This window comes from Croceicoccus estronivorus (genome assembly GCF_001625325.1).
GTDB lineage: Bacteria > Pseudomonadota > Alphaproteobacteria > Sphingomonadales > Sphingomonadaceae > Caenibius > Caenibius estronivorus.
This window is the reverse complement of record NZ_JRQQ01000001.1, coordinates 408196-427268: the sequence shown is the minus strand read 5'-3', so window position 1 is coordinate 427268 and position 19073 is coordinate 408196. Positions and strand designations below refer to the sequence as shown.

Genomic DNA, 19073 nt, shown 5'->3' with positions numbered 1-19073 from the left:
CTCGGCTTTATGCTGCTAGGACCATCCGCATGAATGACAATCCTTCTTGCGCTAAATGTCCCGTGCTCGTGACCGGCGGGGCGGGCTATATCGGCAGCCATGCAGTTCTGGCCCTCCTTGATGCCGGTTGGCAGGTTGCGGTGATCGACAACTTGTCGACCGGCTTTCGTTTCGCCGTACCTGATCATGTGCCGCTGTACGAAGGCGATATCGAGGATGCCGCTCTGCTGGCCCGGATATTTGACGAACAGGGCATTGGCGCGGTGATGCATTTCGCCGGGTCGATCATCGTGCCGGAATCGGTGGAGAACCCGCTCAAATACTATCACAACAATACCGCGAAGAGCCGTGCGCTGCTGGAAGCGGCGGTGAACGGCGGTGTGAAGCATTTCATCTTCAGTTCGACGGCGGCGACCTACGGTATTCCGAAAGTTTCGCCTGTCAGCGAGGACAGCCCGAAACAGCCCATCAATCCCTACGGCATGTCCAAGCTGATGACGGAGATCATGCTGGCGGATACGGCCAGGGCCCATCCTTTGAACTACTGCGCGTTGCGTTATTTCAATGTCGCAGGCGCAGATCCCAGGGCGCGCAGTGGCCAGTCGACCGCCGGGGCGACACACCTCATCAAGGTGGCGGTCGAAGCGGCATTGGGCAAAAGGAGCAGCGTATCCGTGTTCGGAACGGACTATGATACGCCCGACGGCACAGGCGTGCGTGACTATATCCATGTGTCCGATCTGGCGGATGCCCATGTGCTCGCCTTGGAGGAACTGATTCGTCGCCCTGGCCAGTCACTGACCATGAACTGTGGTTATGGCAGGGGCTTTTCGGTACTCGAAGTGCTTGATGCTGTGGATCGGGTGACGAACCGCAAGATCGAGCGCTTCATGGGGCCACGGCGCGCGGGCGACCCCGATTCGCTGATTTCGGATAATCGCCGGATCAGGGAGACCCTGCCATGGGTGCCCAAACATGCCGATCTCGACCAGATCGTTACTCATGCGTTGGCCTGGGAACGGAAATTGACTGAAATCCGCGGTGAAGCTTGACTTGGGCAGCCTTCACCCGTAACGGCCCGGCTTCCAATTTCGAGCGGGTGAACCCGCAAAAAGAGATAGCCATGAAGATTCGCAACAGCCTCAAGTCGCTCAAAGGTCGCCACCGCGACAATCGTGTGATCCGCCGTCGTGGCCGCACGTATGTGATCAACAAGACCAACCGCCGTTTCAAGGCGCGCCAGGGTTGATGCCTGCCGCGCCGCGCATGTTGCGCGGTTGCGATGAGATCAGAAGCCCCTGCGGAAGCGGGGGCTTTTGTTGTGTCTGATCGACCTGCGGAACTGGTTCGCGCGGTTGTCTTCGATGTCGGACGTGTGCTCGTGGAATGGGATCTGCGGCTTCTGCTCCGCAAGGTCTATGATGATGAGGCATGCGTTCAGTGGGCTTTCGCCAATGTCGTGAGCGAAGCGTGGCATGCCCAGCATGACGCGGGCCGTGATCTCGACGAGATGGTGGCAGAGCGTAAGCGGGCTTTTCCTGATTTCGCCGCTGCGATCGACGCATATGCGGTGAATTTTGCCGACTCAATTCCGGGATTGGTCCCCGGCACTTCCGATCTGGTGGCGCGGTTGGCGGCCTGCGGTGTTCCCTTGTTCGCGATCACCAATTTTGCTGACAAATTCTGGTCGGAATTTCGCCCCACCGAACCGTTGTTCGATCACTTCCGCGACATCGTCGTATCCGGGAAAGAGAAGCTCGCAAAACCGGGCTCAGCCATCTACCGGCTGGCGGAGCAGCGTTTCGGATATCGCGCCTGTGAGATGCTTTTCATAGATGACAGCCTGCCCAATATCGAGGCGGCACAGCGTCTGGGATGGCAGGTGCATCACTTTACCGGAGCGCAGGCATTGGAAGCCGATCTCGCGACACGCGGGCTGCTTGGCCAATAACAGGCTTCAGGCTCTCGGAGGTTGGCGGCGATAGCTCAGTGCCTCGGCAATATGGATGCGGCTGATCTGTGTGGACTGCGCCAGGTCGGCAATGGTCCGGGCGACACGCAGCATCCTGGTATAACCCCTGGCTGACAGCCGCATTGCTTCCGCAGCCTGCGTCAGCAGGGCTTGTCCCGCATTGTCAGGTGTAGCGTGCGTTACCAACATGTCCCCGTCCAGTTCGGCGTTTGACCGCATTGCAGTGCCTTTCAGGCGCTCGATCTGGACTGTCCTGGCTGCTGCCACGCGTTCGGCGACATCCGCCGATCCTTCGGAAGAGGGGGGGAGAGCAAGGTCGGGGGCGCTGACAGCTTCCACTTCTACATGCAGATCGATCCTGTCCAGCAGTGGGCCACTGACTTTCGATTGATAGTCCGCAGCACAGCGGGGCGCGCGTGAACAGGCAAGTGCAGGATCACCCAAATGGCCGCAACGGCATGGATTCATTGCGGCGATCAACTGGACCCGTGCCGGGTAAGTGACATGAGCATTGGCGCGCGCGACATCGACTTTGCCGGTTTCCAGCGGCTGCCGCAGCGAATCGAGCACTGCGCGCTGGAATTCGGGCAATTCGTCGAGAAACAGCACACCGAGATGGGCCATGGAAACCTCGCCCGGTCGTACTCGTAACCCTCCGCCCGTCAAGGCTGCCATGGATGCAGAATGGTGTGGGGCACGAAAGGGGCGGGAACGACTGATCCGCCCGCCTTCCAGAGTACCTGCTACGGAAGCCACCATCGAAACCTCCAGCGCTTCGACAGGTGTCAGTGGTGGGAGAATGCCGGGCAGGCAGGATGCCATCAGGCTCTTGCCCGAACCGGGCGGGCCGATCATCAACAGGTTGTGCCCGCCCGCCGCTGCGATTTCGAGAGCGCGTTTGGCGCTTTCCTGTCCCTTGACCTGCCTCAGGTCGGGGCCGATGGCTGCGGGCTGGGCATCGCCGGGTGGTGGATCAGGTAAGCGTTGTGTGCCTTTCAGATGATTCAGCAAACTGATCAGATCGGGTGCGGCGCAGATCGGGATGCCACTGGCCCAGCGGGCTTCGGTTCCCTGGGCTGCCGGGCAGATCAGTCCCTTGTCCTGTTCGCTGGCGTGGAGCGCGGCCAACAGCACGCCGGGTGAGGGCACGATTCTGCCATCGAGCGCCAATTCCCCCACGGCGATCCAGTCCGCAATTTGTTCTGCGTCGGTCACGCCCATTGCTGCCAGCAGAGCCAGTGCGATCGGGAGATCGTAATGTGATCCTTCCTTGGGCAGGTCGGCGGGCGAGAGATTGATCGTGATCCGCTTTGGCGGAAGGGACAGGCCCATCGCGGCGAGCGCAGCCTGCACGCGTTCGCGGCTTTCTCCCACGGCCTTGTCCGGCAACCCGACGATCGCAAAACGTGGCATGCCGGGGGCTACCTGGCATTGCACTTCGACGGCGCGCGCCTCCAGCCCGAGATAGGCCACGGTCGATACAAATGCCACCACTGGCAGGAATTCCCCAAGTCTTTGAACCTCCAAAGGATAGCGCTACGGCTTGCCGTGTCGAGAGGCGCGAGCGGTTGGGTCCGTTTTGGCGCAAAATCAGGGTGAATTTCCCGGCAACCTTTTCCGTTGGGAAAGATGCAGGCGGTTGGGGCGCAAGCCACCACCATGCGCGTCGGTCTCGCCTTTCTTCCCGCCCTTGCAGCGTTGCTGCTGGTGCCGGCTGGGGGACATGCAAGCGAGGCGGGATATGCCAATAGCGTGGTCGCCGAGCGTTTTGTCCATGCGCCGCCCGCACCCATTCCGGCGGGTATTGCGGTATATGGCCCCTTCCGTGTGGTCGATCCGGCGCACGCTGCTTTGGTCGATGTGACCGATGAACATTCACCTGCCCAATTCGCTGCCATGCTTCGCGACTATCCAGGGCTGACGGTGCTCGAACTGCTCGATTGCCCCGGCACATATGACGACCGGGCCAATTTGCGGCTGGGGCGAATGATTCGCGCCGCAGGCCTTGCTACGCACGTGCCGCGTGGAGGCTCGGTTCGTTCCGGTGGAGTGGAACTGTTCCTCGCCGGTGCCCATCGCCAGGTGGATGACGGGGCGGAATTTGCTGTGCATGCCTGGGCCGATGAGGATGGCATGGAGGCGACGGATTACGCAGCCACCGCACCTGAGAATCGGAAGTATCTCATATATTATAAGGAAATGGGGATGGATGCGCCTACGGCGCAGGCCTTTTACGCCATGACCAACTCCGTACCCTATGGCGGTGCGCATTGGTTCGGCGCTGGCGAGATGCGGCGGTGGCTGGGGCAGGAGATCCCCCTTTCACCGCCGCAACCCGAACCGGAGGCAATGCCTCGGCTTGCATATCTCCAGCTGCCCTATCTTGACTTAAGCGCCGGGCTCAATTAACCGCCCGCTCCGTAATCATGAGGCCGTCTGTAACGGGCGGCTTTTTTATTCGCGCCGGTTTAAGTCCGGTGCCATTTGGAATAATCGAGGGTTTCACGATGAAGCGCACTTTTCAGCCTAGCAATCTCGTGCGCAAGCGGCGTCACGGTTTTCGCGCCCGCAAGGCAACTGTTGGTGGCCGCAAGGTTCTGCGTGCCCGCCGCGCTCGCGGTCGCACCAAGCTTTCGGCCTGATCGCAAGCCGGACGAATCGGGCTTGGCCTGATTCGCACAAGGTTTCCAGCCCGCTTCTCCATCCGGTTCTGTCAGGTACGGCCTGAACGGAAAGTGGATGGAGAAGCGGGCTGGTCTTGTTTGCAGCGTCCACCGACAGTTGCGCTCGACTCCGCTCAGTTCGCCGGATAACCAGATCCCATGCCGCCGGAACTGAAGGTTCTTACTCGCCGCGCGGATTTTCTCTCCGCCAACAAGGGGCTGCGCATTGCACGGCCCGGCTTCGTTCTGCTGGCGCGGCCCAATGACAGTATGGGCAAGCGCTTTGGCATCACGGTGACGAAGCGGATCGGCAATGCCGTGGTCCGCAACCGGATGAAACGCCGGTTTCGTGCGCTGCTGCGCGAAAAGCTCCCGTTGGAGGGCCTGGCCGATCACGACCACGTGTTGATCGGACGTGAAGGTGGGATCGAACGGGACTTCGCCCTGCTGCGCGAAGAACTGGGTGTTGCACTTGCGCGCGCGGCGGCGGGAAAGGGCGATCCCCCTCGCCGAATACGGGCGAAGGGGCGCGGGAAATGAAGTACATCTTCATTCTGATTGCTCGCGCCTGGCAACTGGGCCCCTCGCGGATATTGCCCCCGACCTGCCGTTATGCACCGTCATGCAGTGAATACGCGATTCAGGCGTTGAGGAAGCACGGTGCAATCAAGGGTGGATGGCTTGCCCTTAAGCGTCTATTGCGCTGCCACCCATGGGGAGGGCACGGGTATGATCCGGTGCCCTGAGGCAAGAAATGCTTGGCCCGGCGGGCGATTCGGAATCGGAAACAGGGATAACAAGTGAGCAACCAGCGTAACATCGTACTGGCAGTGGCTCTGTCCATGCTGCTGCTGCTCGGCTGGGAATATGCGATGAGCTGGTTCTTCCCGCATTCCCCCAAACCGGTCGCGGAACAACAGGTCGCGGACAAGCTCGATACGACTGCCCAGGGCGGAGACCAAACGGAGGCCACACCTGCGAAGCGCACTCGCGAAGGCGGTCTGCAGAGCGCCGCCGATATCGCGGCGGAACAACGTGAACTGGCCACGGATCTTGCTTCGCCGGCGCGTGTCCCCATCGCTGCCCCCAGTCTGACCGGCTCGATCAATCTTACCGGGGCGGTGATCGACGATTTGACGCTCAACGATTTCAGACAGACTGTCGAAAAAGACAGCGGTCCTGTCCGGCTCTTTTCTCCCGCTGGTACGCCCGCGCAGTACTTCGCTCAATTTGGCTGGGTCGGTGGTGACGGTGTCGATCCGGCGAAATTGCCCGGTATCGACACGCGCTGGCAGGTGGAAGGCGATCGTCTGGCGCCTGATAGCCCCGTGACACTGCGCTGGTCGAACGGGGAAGGGCAGGATTTTGCGATTCGGTTTGAAATTGACCGGGATTACCTGATCACTGCGAAGCAGACGGTCGTGAATACCGGTGCCGGTTCGCTTCTTGCGCGCCCATTCGCCTTGATCAACCGCACGGACAAGACGGCCAGCACTGACACGTGGAATGTCCATTCCGGCCCGATCGGCGCATTCGACGGTTCGGTTGATTTCGGAAACAACTACAAGGATGTCGTGAAGGGCGGCACTGTCACCCCCAGCGGGCGTGCCGACTGGATCGGTTTTACCGATATCTACTGGCTGTCCGCGCTGGTGCCGGACAAGGGAACCAAGCCGGACAGCGATTTTCGTTCGCTGGGCAAGAACCTTTATCGTGCCGACCTGATCTATCAGCCGGTAACGGTTGCTCCTGGAAAACAAGTCACCCGCACGACGCGCCTGTTTGCCGGGGCGAAGGAAAGTGCGGTTCTCGACAAGTATGAAGATCAGGGGATTACCAATTTCGGCCTCGCCATCGATTGGGGATGGTTCCGCTGGTTCGAACGTCCGATCTTCCTGCTGCTGGACAAGCTGTTCAGCCTGGTCGGCAATTTCGGCCTGGCGATCATTCTGCTGACGCTGATTATTCGCGGTGTCATGTTCCCGATTGCGCAGAAGCAATTCGCGAGCATGGCTTCGATGCGAGCCATTCAGCCCAAGATGAAGGCGCTGCAGGAACGGTATAAGGACGACAAGCCGAAGCTCCAGCAGGAGACGATGGCGCTATACAAGGAAGAAGGCGTCAATCCGCTGGCTGGCTGCTTGCCGATCCTGATCCAGATTCCGATCTTCTTTGCGCTCTACAAGACTCTGATCCTGACGATCGAAATGCGTCATCAGCCTTTCGTGCTGTGGATCAGGGATTTGTCGGCCCCCGATCCGCTGCATATCCTGAATCTGTTCGGTACGTTGCCTTTCGATCCGCCGAGCTTCCTTGCAATCGGGCCGCTGGCTCTCCTGCTGGGCGTGACGATGTTCTTCCAGTTCCGGCTTAATCCGGCGGCGATGGATCCGATCCAGCAGCAGATGTTTGCAATCATGCCCTGGGTTATGATGTTCGTGATGGCGCCTTTTGCGGCCGGTTTGCTGCTTTACTGGATCACGTCGAACGTGCTGACCATCGCGCAGCAACAGTTCCTCTACAGCCGCCATCCGCAATTGAAGGAGCAGGCTGCGAAAGATAAGGTGGACATGGCCAGAAAACATGCCCGCGACAAGAAGGGGGCATGAGGTGGTCGGCCTTTCCCGTGTGTGCAGCGGGCCGCTCGGCGGCAACGCTGCGGCGGGTGGTTCACAATGACGGATGATGAAGCGGGCGCAAAAGAGGCGGAACTTGCCGCACGCGCAGGACGGCTGTTTTCAGGGCGTGTGGAATTCCTGAAATCCGCTCCCTCGCTCAAGTTCATTCCTGATCCGGACTATCCCGAGATAGCCTTTTGCGGTCGCTCCAATGTTGGCAAGAGTTCGTTGCTCAATGCGCTGACTGGGCGCAAGTCGATCGCACGGACTTCTGTCACGCCAGGCCGCACGCAGGAGCTGAACTTCTTTGAAGTGGGGGAACCGACGTTGTTTCGCCTGGTCGATATGCCAGGTTATGGGTTCGCCAAAGCCCCGCCCAAGGTCGTCGAAAATTGGCGTGGGCTGGTACGCAGCTTCCTGCGGGGACGCGTGCCGCTCAAGCGGACGCTGCTGCTGATCGATTCACGCCACGGTGTGAAGGACGTCGATCGCGAGATGATGCGCATGCTTGATGAGGCTGCGGTCGGATATCGCGTTGTGTTGACCAAGGCGGACAAGATCAAGGCCAGCGAGTTGCAGAAAGTGCTCGACGCGACCTTGGCTGAAGCCAGAAAGCACCCTGCTGCCTATCCGGTAATCCACGTTACCTCCTCCGAAAAGAAGATGGGAATTGAAGAGCTGCGCGCAGCAGTTCTGGCTGATGCTGAAATCTGAATGTGGATTGGCGATTAAGCGGCGAGTTGCATCTTGGCTGCGATGCGCGGGCTATTCTTTCGGATCGAATGCCAAGCTGACCCGTTGACTGTATATCCAGGCAATAAAGCCTGAGCATTACAGGAGAATTTTTATGGGTGAGCTCACCGAAAAGGTAAAGGGCAACATCAACGAAGCGATCGGCAAGGGCAAACAGAAGAGCGACGATGCCGATACCAAGGCGGAAGGCGTGAAGCAGGAACTGAAGGGCAAGGCCCAGCAGTTGAAAGGTGAAGTCCAGGGTAAGCTGGGCGACGATATCTAATATGCAGACGCTTCGGTGAAGAAAAAGGCTCCGCCCCGTGCGGAGCCTTTTTCGTTGGGATCCTCTCGCGGACCCTGTCGGCCATGCTCGCGGATTGGCATGACAAGATACCCCCACATCGTTAGTCATCATTCCAGCCGGATGAACCGGCGCGCAGGAGGGATGCAGAATGACGGATGAGAGCGCCCACGAAACTGCAGTGCGCAACAATCTCGCCGCACATCGTCAATCCTATATCAGTTCGGGCGGCATTCGCGGGCATCTTATGGATGGAGAGCCCCTGCGCGATGGTGTTCGTTTCAATCCGATGCTCCTGTTGCGGAGCAAGGGTTGCAAGAGTGGCAGGTATTTCGTCACTCCGCTGATGTATGGGAATTATGGCGGTGAGATCGTGGTCGCTGCGTCCTTTGGTGGCGCCGATGTCGATCCTGCCTGGTATCTCAATCTCGCCGCGAACGGCGATCTGGCAGTTCAGGTCGCGACGCAGGCGTTTTCTGCCGGGTGGCGTGAGCCCCAAGGGGAAGAGCGGGCGGCCGTATGGGCCTACATGGACGGAGTGAGCCCTTATTACGCGAAATACCGTGCGATGACATCGCGTGAGATCCCCCTGGTGATGATTCTCCTGCGCGAGGAAATCCCTGTATTCGCCGAATAAGCGCGTTGCCGTTCATTCTCGACACCATCTCGATGAACCGCTAGGCCCCTGAGCTCTATGAAACTGATCATCGGCAACAAGAATTATTCCAGTTGGTCCCTGCGCGGCTGGTTGGCCTGCAAGCAGTCGGGCCTTCATTTCGAGGAAATCACTGTCAGCCTCTATGGCGAGGATTGGGAGGCGGCGAAACGTCAGCGCGGCGATATTCAGCCTTCGTCGGGCAAAGTGCCGATCCTGTGGGATGAGGACGCCGTCATCTGGGACAGTCTCGCCATTCTCGATTATCTGGCCGACAAGGTCGGGCGTGATCGTTTCTGGCCGAAGGAGGATGCGGCCAGGGGAATGGCCCGGTCGATGGTTGCGGAAATGCACAGTTCCTACCTGCCTCTCAGACGGGGCCTGCCCATGAATGTGCGCAAACAGTTCGACGGCCTGACTCTCAAGGATGAGATACAAGCGGACATCGTCCGTATTCTGGGCCTCTGGGCAGAAGCGCGGGCGCGGCATGGCAAGGGTGGCCCGTTCCTGTTCGGTACGTTCGGAGCGGCAGACATCTTCTATGCCCCGATCGTCAGTCGATTTCTGACTTACAAGGTGACCGTGCCCGGCTTCGCGCAAGCCTACATGCAGGCCATGTGGGAACATGACTGGATGCAGCAATGGGTCCATGCCGCCGAAGAAGAACAGTGGGTCATTGCGCAGTGGGAAGAGGGGCCGCAGCAGATATGAATGCGACTACCGCCGACATTGCCGAGGCGCTGATTGCCTGCCCCAGTGTAACGCCTGCGGAAGGATTGGTATTCGACTGCCTCGAAGACATGCTCCGTCCGCTTGGTTTCGAAGTGGACCGGCGGATCTCGGGTGAGCCGCCGGATGGCCCGGTGGAGAATCTCTTTGCGATCCGGCGTGGGCCGGAAGGCAGCCGCCATTTCGCCTTTGCCGGGCACCTTGATGTCGTTCCGCCTGGTGATGGGTGGACCAGCGCGCCCTTCGCACCGGAGCGAAAGGGCGATCTGCTCTATGGCCGTGGGGCTGTAGACATGAAGGGTGCGATTGCGGCCATGGTCGCGGCGGTACGGGATATACCGGTCGAGGCTGGAACGATCAGCTTCGTCATTACCGGTGACGAGGAAGGGCCTGCACGATACGGCACGCTCGCGCTGATGGACCGGATGCGGGAATTGTCGGCCATTCCGGACCTGTGTCTGGTGGGGGAACCAACCAGTGTCGGTCGGTTGGGTGACATGATGAAGATCGGCCGCCGCGGATCTTTGAACGCTTGGCTCGAGGTGGCAGGAACACAGGGTCACGTCGCCTATCCGCATCTTGCCGATAATCCGGTGCCGAAACTGGTCGCGATGCTGGCGGAACTCGACGCCTGGGTACTGGATGAGGGAACGGAATGGTTCCAGCCTTCCAATCTGGAAATAACCGATCTCGAAGTCGGTAATCCGACTACGAATATCATTCCGGCACTGGCCAAGGCGCGCATTTCGATCCGGTTCAACGATTGCCATAGCGGAGCCAGCCTTTGCGCCCGCATCGAAGAGATCGCCCTTCGCCACAGTGGAACGGCCCGCTGCGTGATCTCCGGCGAACCCTTTCTGACCGAACCGGGCAGCTTTTCAGCCATCGTGGCCGAAGCCGTGAAGGCCGAGACGGGAATTGAGCCCGAGGCGTCGACTACCGGTGGAACGTCCGATGCACGTTTCCTAAAGGACTTCGGCCCCGTGATAGAATTCGGCCTGTCCAATGCGACCATGCACAAGCGTGACGAAGCCGTGGCCTTGGCGGACCTCGAAGCACTTGCGCGAATTTATCGCAGAGTGACGGAAGCGGCATTGAAGGGTTGAAAACATCGTTCGTCATTGCGAGCGTAGCGGAAGAAGCCATGTGGCTTCGTGATTTTTCGAGCAGGCGTGGGCTTTGGGCTTTCGCGGGGACCAATCAACCAAGCGGGAGATAGAGCGATGAACGACGCCGCCGAAATGGCCGAGGGGGCTGCACCGATCGGCCACGGCAAACTGCAATGGCGTATCCTGATCGGCTTTGTCGCAGGACTGGTGGCAGGATTGGCCGCCTATACTTTCGCTGCTGATGCAGGCTGGCTGGAAACAGTGGTGACATATGTCACCGGGCCCATCGGGCAGGTATTCCTGCGGTTGCTGTTCATGCTGGTTCTGCCGCTGCTGTTTTCCGCGCTGGTTGTCGGCATTGCCGAAATGGGGGAGATTCGCGCCCTCAAGAATGTCGGTATCCGCACGCTCGTCTACACGATCATAGTATCCGGTATTGCGGTGGTGCTGAGTATCGCACTTGTAAATATTCTGCGCCCCGGCCAGGGCGTGGACCCTGCAGCGGCACGTGACCTGCTGGCGCAGGGACAGCAAGGTGCGCAAGGCATCATCGAACGTTCGGGCACGGCGCAGACCGGCATTGACGCAGTGATCGGGCTGGTTCCGTCCAACGTCATCTCTGCGATGAGCAACAACGACATTCTTGCGGTGATGTTCTTTGCCCTGTTTTTCGGCATCGGCTTGCTGCTGGTCCAGACGCAGCGGACCCAGACACTGAAAGATGCGATTGAGGGCGTATTCGAAGTGTCGATGAAACTGATCGGCCTCGTGATTCAACTCGCGCCGCTGGCGATCTTCTGTTTCATGTTCAATCTCGCGGCGCAGTTCGGCTGGGACCTGCTGGTGAAGCTGGCCGCTTATGTCGCCGTTGTCCTGCTTGCTCTGGCACTGCAGATGTTTGGCGTGTTTTCGTTACTGCTCAAGTTCGTGGCGAAGAAGAGCCCCGCCGCGTTCTTTCGTGAGACGCGGGAAGCGAGCCTGATGGCCTTTTCAACGGCCAGTTCCAACGCGACCCTACCCACAGCTCTGCGGGTCGCGGACAGTGAGCTGAAATTGCCGCCGCGCATTGCACGGTTCGTGCTGACCATCGGTGCGACAGCCAACCAGAACGGCACTGCCATGTTCGAGGGCGTGACTGTGTTGTTCCTGGCTCAGTTCTTCGGTGTCGAGCTATCTCTTACCGATCAGTTCTTCGTGATGCTGGTCTGCATTCTGGCGGGAATTGGGACAGCGGGCGTTCCCGCCGGTTCCCTGCCGGTTATCGCCCTGATTCTCGGTGGCGTAGGCGTGCCTCCTGAGGGGATCGGGCTGATCTTGGGTGTGGACCGGTTCCTCGACATGTGCCGCACGACGCTCAACGTCGTGGGCGATCTCGTGGCTGCTACGGTGATTTCCGCGATTAGTGGCGGGGATGAAATCGAGCATCCCGTAACCGGGTAGGCGGGGACAAAGGGGGAGATCCTTACCCCTTTGTACTCTTGTCATATTCGATCGGGACGAACTGCCCCAAGCCGCATCCCGCGCCTTCCTGATAACTGCCAGCAACCTGATGTAGTACCCGGATTATATCCGTGTTGCACAGTTGCGAGAGGGAAGTCTTGTAGCTGAACGCCTTGTCGTAGCCGAGGCCGGAGCATCGCTGCGGCAATGTGTTGCGATACGTCTGCCGCCCCACCTTGAAATCAATAGTGCGATCATCGTGTACCCGGCTGCTGGAAATCTGGTTGACGGGAATGCAGCTGCGGGCCTCGCCGACCACCGTTGCGGCCGGTGCCTTGGACATGGTGTTGTCGTTTTCCATTCTCGTGGAACAGGCAGTCAGTGCCAGTGCACCAGTAGCGATGCCAATCAGTGTCAGGGCTTTCATCGGCTTCCTCCTGTTTGGAAAGGCGCGAATCAGGCTGACTTTGCGCCTTTCGTTCTTGTTTTGGAAACACTTGCCTTGGCCGGAGGTTCCATGACCTTCTGTCTGAACGCGCACTGGGCCACAACCGGGCAACGCCAGCATTCGGGGCTGCGAGCCTTGCAGGTATAGCGCCCGAGCAGGATCAGCCAGTGATGTGCATCGCGGCGGAAAGGCTGTGGGACGCGCTTTTCCAGCAAAGCTTCGACCTTGTCGACCGTTTTCCCTTTGGCCAGCCCGGTGCGGTTGGAGACGCGGAACACGTGGGTATCCACTGCGAAGGTTTCCGCTCCGAATGCACAGTTCATCACCACGTTGGCCGTCTTGCGTCCGACACCGGGCAGAGTGGTCAGAGTGTCGCGATCTTCCGGCACCTCTCCATCGAAATCGCGCACGAGGATTTCGGACAGGGCGATGACGTTCTTGGCCTTTGAATTGAACAGGCCGATCGTCTTGATGTGTTCTTTCAGGCCCTCTTCGCCCAAGGCGACCATCTGGGCGGGTGTCTGGACCTCCTGAAACAGCTTGCGAGTGGCCTTGTTGACACCGACATCGGTAGCTTGAGCGGACAGCACCACGGCGACCAGAAGCTGGTACGTATTATCGAACTCCAGCTCCGTTTCCGGAGCTGGGTTGTTTTCGGCCAGCAGGCGGAAAAATTCGAAGATATCGTCCTTTTTCAAAGCGCGGGCCCCGTTACAATCCAAGGACTTGCGGCATGGTGTAGCGGCCCGCTGGCCGCCCGATCAGCCATTCCGCCGCCTTGACCGCGCCGCGCGCGAAGATCGTACGGTCTTCCGCCAGATGGGAAAGGGCGAGGCGCTCATTCTGCCCGAGGAAGTGAACGGTATGGTCACCCGCGACTGTACCGCCACGCAATGCGGCAAAACCGATCGCGCCGGTTGCGCGCTTGCCCGTAATGCCATCGCGACCGCGTTCGCTGTTTTGTGCCAGATCGATCGCGCGTCCGTCTGCCGCGGCCTGGCCGAGCAGCAGCGCAGTGCCGGAAGGAGCATCGACTTTCATCCGATGGTGGGTTTCGACGATTTCAATGTCCCAGTCGTCGCCAAGGCGCGACGCGGCTTCGCGTACGAGATGGGCCAGTAACGTGACGCCAAGAGAGGTATTGCCAGTCTGCAGGATGGGAATCGCATTGGCTGCTTCGTCGATCAAGGCGTGGTGTTCCGCTTCCAGCCCGGTTGTGCCGATCGCAATGGCGATGCCGGCGGAGCGTGCGGCTGACAGGTTCGCGGCAAGCGCAGAAGGCGCGGAAAAATCGACCAGAACGTCGGATTTTACAGCCAGTGCCGCAGGATCGTCCCCCTGGTCGATACCGCCGGCCAGATCATGTTCCGAGGCATCGACGACTCGTGCGATTGCCTGCCCCATGCGTCCTGCGCTGCCGATAATTCCGATACGTGCCACGTTCGCCCCTTTTCGTCGCCCTGAACCTGCTTCAGAGTCTTGCCTGCCTCTAGCGGAAACTGTTCTGTGGGGCACGATGGATACCGAAACAAGTTCGGTATGACGCCTGAGAGGAAAGCCGTGCCCAAAGTGGAAAACATCGTGATTCTCACTGGTGCTGGGATAAGCGCCGAAAGTGGCCTCGAAACCTTCCGTGCTGCTGATGGTCTGTGGGAGAATCATCGGGTGGAAGATGTCGCCACGCCCGAAGCGTTTGCTCGTGATCCCCTGCTGGTACAGCGCTTCTATGACATGCGCCGGGTCGCGATCATGGAAACGCTCCCCAATACGGCGCATGAGGCATTGGCGCGGCTGGATGCAGAATGGCAGGGTGGATTGCTGCTCGTCACGCAGAATATCGACGATCTGCACGAACGGGCCGGTGCGATGTATGCTGGCGATCCCCGGGTGCTACACATGCATGGGGAAGGGCTTTCAGCATGGTGTACGGCATGCGATGCCCGTACTCGCTGGACCACATCGCTCGCCGATGGCCCTCCATGCCCCGTCTGCGGAGCCAATGCCCTGCGGCCTGATATCGTCTGGTTTGGGGAAATGCCCTATCGCATGGATGAAATCTATGCGGCCTTGCGAGAGGCGGACCTGTTCGTTTCCATCGGCACGTCCGGTGCCGTCTATCCGGCCGCAGGCTTCGTGCGCGAGGCGCGCGAATGCGGTGCCAGAACGCTCGAACTCAATCTCGAATCGTCCCATGGATCGGCCTGGTTCCATGAAACGCGTCTTGGACCGGCAAGCCTGCTGGTGCCCGCATGGGTGGATGAAATGCTTGGCATGGCCAGATAGGGACGACCGATTAGAGTCAGTCGGGCGAGATCAGCCGGATAGCCCGCAAGTACGACATGCCGGATCCTTTGCGATCCGCATCGTCCGCAGGGACGGTGCCAGCCCGTCCATCACGTGGAGCATCCCCCACTGCGGATCGCCCAGCGTGCTGACGTCTTGCAAGATGACGCGTATGGCCTGCATGGCTCCCAGGCTTGCCGTCCATCCGGCCATTGCGCCCAGCATTCCGTCATCGGCGCAAGTGTCGCAGTCGTCGGCGTCGAAGGCGTCGCCGACGAAGCAACGATAGCAGCTCTGGTCGGGCAAATGCCCTGCGAAAGCCGCAACTTGTCCCTGAAAGCGCCCAACGGCCGCGCTCACGAGCGGTATGCCAGCGGCTACGCATGTGTCTGAAACCGCGAGGCGGGTTGCAAAGTTGTCGCAGCCGTCGAGCACCACCGTTGCGTCTGAAATGAGGGCAGCGGCATTGGCTGAGTCGATCCGCAGCGCCATCGCCTGAACCTGAAGCTCGGGATCGAAGCGTTCAAGCCAGCTTTCCGCCCGCTCCACCTTCAACGCCCCGACATCGGCCATGCCGAAGATTGTTTGCCGCTGAAGGTTGCTGGCATCGACCCGGTCGTCGTCGATCAGGGTCAGCTTTCCGATACCGGCTGCGGCAAGATATTGCAGGGCGGGGGAACCGATCCCTCCAATCCCGACCACTACCGCATGAGCTCCCGCCAGAGCGGCCTGTCCTGCGCCGCCTATTTCCGGCAACACGATATGGCGGGCAAAGCGGGTGAGGCGGTCAGAAGAGAGTCGCATGCGCATGCCTTATGCACGCTCCTGCCGCGCTGTCGATAAAGCTGTCGAAGACCGGTTATCGACGGGAAAACAGTGTGCACTGCCTGTGCACACTGTGGGGATAACCAATCAGCTCTCCAACTGGCGCAGCAAACTGCGCACATCGCCATCCATATCCGAATCACGTTGCCGCAGATCTTCGATCAGGCGCACGGCGTGAATGACTGTGGAATGGTCGCGCCCGCCGAACTTGCGCCCGATTTCGGGGTAGGAACGGGGGGTAAGGACCTTGGCAAGATACATCGCCACCTGCCGGGGGCGGACAACGGCTCTGGCGCGGCGCTTGCTCGACATTTCAGAGCGATCGACGCGATAGAACTGGCAGACGGTGCGCTGGATTTCGTCGATCGTGATACGCTTGCGGTTGGCCGAGAGAATGTCGGTCAACTGCTCTTCCGCGAGTTGCAGAGAGACTTCCTGCCCGGTCAGCTGGGCATAGGCGATAAGCTTGTTGAGACCGCCGACCAGCTCGCGGATGTTGCGGTTGATCGTGCGGGCGAGGAATTCAATCACGTCGCCGGGCACTTCCAGCGGTGCGAACCGGCCAAGCTTGCTTTCGAGTATCGACCGGCGGAGGTCGATATCGGCAGGCTGGATATCTGCCACCAAACCCATCGACAGGCGCGAGAGCAGGCGCTGTTCCACTCCGTCCAGAGCCTGCGGCGCGCGGTCGGCGGCGAAGACCAGTCGCTTGCCTTCGGCCAGCAGGGCATCGATCGTGTAGAGCAGCTCTTCCTGTGCGGCAGCCTTGCCGATGATGAACTGGATATCGTCCACCAGCAGCAGGTCAAACGCGCGCAGGCGGGCCTTGAACTCGATCATTTCGTTCTGGCGCAGGGCCTGGACGAATTCGACCATGAAACGCTCTGCCGAGCAGTAGAATATCCGGGCGCGGGGATGCGTGGCGAGATAGGCGTGCCCGATCGCGTGCATCAGGTGCGTCTTGCCCTGACCGGTCGCGGCTTTGAGATAGAGCGGAGAAAACTGGGGCGTTTCGACCTTCGCCATGCGTTCTGCCGCATTGAAGGCGAGGATATTGGACTTGCCGGTCACGAAGGCCGTGAAAGTGAGCGAAGGATCGAGTCCGATCGACGATGTGAAACCCTGCGCGCCGAGCGTGTCGGCCGACAGAGCGACGCCACCCATGGCCCCGCCGTCGTTTGCGGCAAAGGCGCCGAACGATTGGCTGGGGCTTTCGCCGACGCGCAATTCGGGGAGCTGCCGCCGGCCCGGATGGACCGAGATGCGCACATGTTTCACTTCGGCGCGGGCGATCTTCCACGCCAGCGAAAGGCGGTCGGCAAAGCGGTCGGCCACCCAATTTGCCGAAAACTCGGTCGGGAGGAACAGGTCCAGCGTGCCGGTGTCATTGCAGAAACTTCCGACCTGAATCGGTTTGATCCACTGGCTGTGCAACTGGTGTCCGAGATCCTTTCGCAGCCCCTGGCTGATGTCCGCCCAGTCGGCGGCAAGATTTACTGCTTCGATGTCATCCGCCACGTTGTCGTCCATTCGCCGCCGGGCGTTTGTTGTCTGGTCACCTTGGGCCTTGCCGCGCACCATTACCGATCCCAATCCCCCTGTTCGACGGCCGCAAATGTCCCTGCCCTCCCCGGCTTGGGCAAAAACTTCCTCTCACCCGGACCAAGGCCCGGGCAATGGCATCTGCAACCGTCATGTGAATACCGGAACTGTCATCGTTCCGGAGCAGCAATTTATCGAAGAGGGACGGCTTTCGAGCAAGGGGCGTGGTGAAAAAAAACTGAAATATTTCGATTGACTCACCGCAAGCCGAGCGACTGCGTTTAACTGCCCTGTTTCTCTTGGTTTTTCGCATGCAGCATGAGCGAATCGCGGATTGACCTAGGCTTATGAGCCGCCATCCGGGCATCCTTCGCGCATGCACACAAGACCTTGCACATGCACAAAGGGCCAGCGCAGCCTGCGCCAGCCCCAAATGTGTTTCATGCGGGGGCGAATCAGCCCCGGAAGCGAGTCGGCTCAGAGAGAGGCGACACGCTTCGTCAGGCGCGAGAACTTCCGCGCGGCAGTGTTCTTGTGAAGTACGCCGCGGGCGACACCACGAGCCAGTTCCGGCTGGGCGGCCTTGAGCGCTTCGGAAGCGGCGGTCTTGTCGCCACCGGCAATGGCGGCTTCGACCTTCTTCACGAAGCTGCGGATGCGGCTCATGCGCGCACCGTTGACTTCGGCGCGGTAGGCATTGCGACGGATGCGCTTGCGGGCTTGCGGCGTATTGGCCATGTCTGTCCTTCGTGTCGGCTGCACCATCCGGCGCAGCGCTTCATGTTTGTGTAAGCTGCTGCAAAATCGCGGAATCAGGTCAGACCTGACCGCGGGAAGCGCGGCCCTTAGCGAGCCAATGCCGAATCGTCAAGCAAACCGCTCATTTCTGGCACTTCGGGCAGTACCATGTGCTGCGCCCGCCTTGAGCGAACCTGCGGATCGTCCCCCCGCAGGAGCAAGCCTGGCTTTCGCGGTCATAGACACGGAAATGCGTGGCGAAATAGCCCAGCTCCCCGTCGGGCCTCGCGTAGTCGCGCAAAGTCGATCCCCCATCGGCAATCGATTCTTCGAGCACAGCGCGAATCGCGGGCACGAGACGTTCCAGTGCGGGTCGTGAAACCGCGCCGCCCGCTTTCGATGGGGAAATGCCCGCCCGGAAAAGGGCCTCGCACACATAGATGTTACCTAACCCGGCCACGATCCGCTGATCGAGCAGGAGCAGTTTGATCGCCTGCTTGCGTCCGGCCAGTGCGGCTTTGAGATGATCGGCGGTCAGTTCACTGCCAAGCGGTTCGGGGCCCATCGCGGCGAACTGGGGCCACTGGCCAAGCGCTGCGGTTGCCATGAGATCGACGGAGCCGAACCTGCGCGGATCGTTCAGTGCCAGCACGCGGCCCGATTCGGTTTCAAACAGCATGTGATCGTGCTTGTCTGGCATCTCCGGATCGATACGCCAGCGTCCGCTCATCCCCAGGTGAAAGATCACCGTCTGATCGCGGTCGGTGTTGATGAGCCCGTATTTGGCGCGCCTGCCCAGTGACGTGACACGGGCCCCGGTCAGCGTCTGGACGAGATCGGGTGGAAACGGGCGTCGCAAGTCTGGCCGGTTGGTCTGGACGCGGGTCAGGCGCTGGCCCTCCAGCACTCTGGCGAGACCGCGCACTGTGGTTTCGACTTCGGGAAGTTCAGGCATGGGCAATCCGTTATAGCGAGTGGAGAGCGCTGTCATCGGCTTCCGATGCGTGTGCGCCCT

General features: G+C 60.2%; 23 protein-coding genes. 15 read left to right on the top strand and 8 right to left on the bottom strand.

Going from position 1 to position 19073, the window contains the following annotated elements; genetic code table 11:
• The first annotated feature begins 29 nt into the window (after positions 1 to 29).
• The 3 genes from galE to MB02_RS02150 all read left to right on the top strand — a co-directional run bounded on the left by galE (position 30) and on the right by MB02_RS02150 (position 1951).
• The gene (gene galE / locus MB02_RS02160) at positions 30 to 1052 is read left to right on the top strand and encodes a UDP-glucose 4-epimerase GalE (protein WP_067531757.1); all 1023 of its coding nucleotides are present in this window, start codon (positions 30 to 32) and stop codon (positions 1050 to 1052) included.
• Between the two features lie 71 nt (positions 1053 to 1123).
• The gene (gene ykgO / locus MB02_RS02155) at positions 1124 to 1249 is read left to right on the top strand and encodes a type B 50S ribosomal protein L36 (protein ID WP_004210176.1); all 126 of its coding nucleotides are present in this window, start codon (positions 1124 to 1126) and stop codon (positions 1247 to 1249) included.
• Between the two features lie 72 nt (positions 1250 to 1321).
• Positions 1322 to 1951 carry an HAD-IA family hydrolase gene (locus MB02_RS02150; protein ID WP_235829391.1) on the top strand — a complete coding sequence of 210 codons (630 nt, stop codon included), beginning with the start codon at positions 1322 to 1324 and terminating at the stop codon, positions 1949 to 1951.
• A 6-nt stretch (positions 1952 to 1957) separates the two neighbouring features.
• Here the strand turns inward: MB02_RS02150 and MB02_RS02145 are convergent, their stop codons facing one another.
• The gene (locus MB02_RS02145; protein ID WP_067531756.1) at positions 1958 to 3466 is read right to left on the bottom strand and encodes a YifB family Mg chelatase-like AAA ATPase; all 1509 of its coding nucleotides are present in this window, start codon (positions 3464 to 3466) and stop codon (positions 1958 to 1960) included.
• Between the two features lie 135 nt (positions 3467 to 3601).
• On the opposite strand from MB02_RS02145, the gene MB02_RS02140 reads away from it, so the two are divergent.
• From MB02_RS02140 to MB02_RS02095, 11 genes are all read left to right on the top strand, one after another.
• The gene (locus MB02_RS02140) at positions 3602 to 4381 is read left to right on the top strand and encodes an alpha/beta hydrolase (protein WP_156495383.1); all 780 of its coding nucleotides are present in this window, start codon (positions 3602 to 3604) and stop codon (positions 4379 to 4381) included.
• Between the two features lie 98 nt (positions 4382 to 4479).
• A complete protein-coding gene (rpmH, locus tag MB02_RS02135) occupies positions 4480 to 4614 on the top strand; it encodes a 50S ribosomal protein L34 (protein WP_067531754.1) in 135 nt (44 codons plus the stop codon).
• Between the two features lie 180 nt (positions 4615 to 4794).
• Entirely contained in the window at positions 4795 to 5175 is a 381-nt protein-coding gene (rnpA, locus tag MB02_RS02130) for a ribonuclease P protein component (RefSeq protein WP_067531752.1), read from the top strand.
• Complete coding sequence (gene yidD / locus MB02_RS17335; protein WP_082825904.1) at positions 5172 to 5381, top strand: membrane protein insertion efficiency factor YidD; 210 nt, start codon at positions 5172 to 5174, stop codon at positions 5379 to 5381. The genes rnpA and yidD overlap by 4 nt, the downstream gene beginning before the upstream one ends.
• Before the next feature lie 54 nt (positions 5382 to 5435).
• The gene (yidC, locus tag MB02_RS02125; protein ID WP_067531750.1) at positions 5436 to 7244 is read left to right on the top strand and encodes a membrane protein insertase YidC; all 1809 of its coding nucleotides are present in this window, start codon (positions 5436 to 5438) and stop codon (positions 7242 to 7244) included.
• 66 nt (positions 7245 to 7310) lie between these two features.
• Positions 7311 to 7967: a ribosome biogenesis GTP-binding protein YihA/YsxC gene (gene yihA, locus MB02_RS02120; protein ID WP_067532327.1), complete on the top strand. Its 657-nt coding sequence runs from the start codon at positions 7311 to 7313 to the stop codon at positions 7965 to 7967.
• Between the two features lie 133 nt (positions 7968 to 8100).
• A complete protein-coding gene (locus MB02_RS02115) occupies positions 8101 to 8271 on the top strand; it encodes a general stress protein CsbD (RefSeq protein WP_067531748.1) in 171 nt (56 codons plus the stop codon).
• Positions 8272 to 8440: 169 nt separating this feature from the next.
• Positions 8441 to 8926 carry a nitroreductase/quinone reductase family protein gene (locus MB02_RS02110; RefSeq protein WP_067531746.1) on the top strand — a complete coding sequence of 162 codons (486 nt, stop codon included), beginning with the start codon at positions 8441 to 8443 and terminating at the stop codon, positions 8924 to 8926.
• A gap of 57 nt (positions 8927 to 8983) precedes the next feature.
• Positions 8984 to 9655 (top strand): glutathione S-transferase family protein, encoded by a 672-nt coding sequence (locus MB02_RS02105; RefSeq protein ID WP_067531744.1) that lies wholly within the window; start codon positions 8984 to 8986, stop codon positions 9653 to 9655.
• Positions 9652 to 10779, top strand: a complete 1128-nt coding sequence (dapE, locus tag MB02_RS02100; protein ID WP_067531742.1) for a succinyl-diaminopimelate desuccinylase — start codon at positions 9652 to 9654, stop codon at positions 10777 to 10779. Before MB02_RS02105 ends, dapE begins: the two co-directional genes overlap by 4 nt.
• 117 nt (positions 10780 to 10896) lie before the next feature.
• On the top strand, positions 10897 to 12222 hold the full coding sequence (locus MB02_RS02095; RefSeq protein WP_082825903.1) for a dicarboxylate/amino acid:cation symporter: 1326 nt from the start codon (positions 10897 to 10899) through the stop codon (positions 12220 to 12222).
• A 22-nt stretch (positions 12223 to 12244) separates the two neighbouring features.
• On the opposite strand, the gene MB02_RS02090 is transcribed toward MB02_RS02095, so the two are convergent.
• Genes MB02_RS02090 through dapB form a run of 3 tightly spaced genes read right to left on the bottom strand, consistent with a single transcriptional unit; the run spans position 12245 to position 14110 of the window.
• Positions 12245 to 12649, bottom strand: coding sequence for a hypothetical protein (locus MB02_RS02090; RefSeq protein WP_067531740.1), 405 nt, complete (start codon positions 12647 to 12649; stop codon positions 12245 to 12247).
• Between the two features lie 29 nt (positions 12650 to 12678).
• Positions 12679 to 13368, bottom strand: coding sequence for an endonuclease III (gene nth / locus MB02_RS02085; RefSeq protein WP_067531738.1), 690 nt, complete (start codon positions 13366 to 13368; stop codon positions 12679 to 12681).
• A 13-nt stretch (positions 13369 to 13381) separates the two neighbouring features.
• Entirely contained in the window at positions 13382 to 14110 is a 729-nt protein-coding gene (gene dapB / locus MB02_RS02080; protein ID WP_067531735.1) for a 4-hydroxy-tetrahydrodipicolinate reductase, read from the bottom strand.
• A gap of 120 nt (positions 14111 to 14230) precedes the next feature.
• On the opposite strand from dapB, the gene MB02_RS02075 reads away from it, so the two are divergent.
• Complete coding sequence (locus tag MB02_RS02075; protein ID WP_067532323.1) at positions 14231 to 14953, top strand: NAD-dependent deacylase; 723 nt, start codon at positions 14231 to 14233, stop codon at positions 14951 to 14953.
• A 30-nt stretch (positions 14954 to 14983) separates the two neighbouring features.
• Here the strand turns inward: MB02_RS02075 and MB02_RS02070 are convergent, their stop codons facing one another.
• The 4 genes from MB02_RS02070 to mutM all read right to left on the bottom strand — a co-directional run bounded on the left by MB02_RS02070 (position 14984) and on the right by mutM (position 19013).
• Positions 14984 to 15757 carry a HesA/MoeB/ThiF family protein gene (locus MB02_RS02070; protein WP_067531731.1) on the bottom strand — a complete coding sequence of 258 codons (774 nt, stop codon included), beginning with the start codon at positions 15755 to 15757 and terminating at the stop codon, positions 14984 to 14986.
• A gap of 108 nt (positions 15758 to 15865) precedes the next feature.
• Positions 15866 to 17308, bottom strand: a complete 1443-nt coding sequence (gene dnaA / locus MB02_RS02065) for a chromosomal replication initiator protein DnaA (protein WP_067532321.1) — start codon at positions 17306 to 17308, stop codon at positions 15866 to 15868.
• A gap of 489 nt (positions 17309 to 17797) precedes the next feature.
• Positions 17798 to 18058, bottom strand: a complete 261-nt coding sequence (gene rpsT, locus MB02_RS02055) for a 30S ribosomal protein S20 (RefSeq protein ID WP_067532319.1) — start codon at positions 18056 to 18058, stop codon at positions 17798 to 17800.
• Positions 18059 to 18200: 142 nt separating this feature from the next.
• Positions 18201 to 19013 (bottom strand): bifunctional DNA-formamidopyrimidine glycosylase/DNA-(apurinic or apyrimidinic site) lyase, encoded by an 813-nt coding sequence (gene mutM / locus MB02_RS02050; protein WP_067532316.1) that lies wholly within the window; start codon positions 19011 to 19013, stop codon positions 18201 to 18203.
• Positions 19014 to 19073 lie beyond the last annotated feature (60 nt).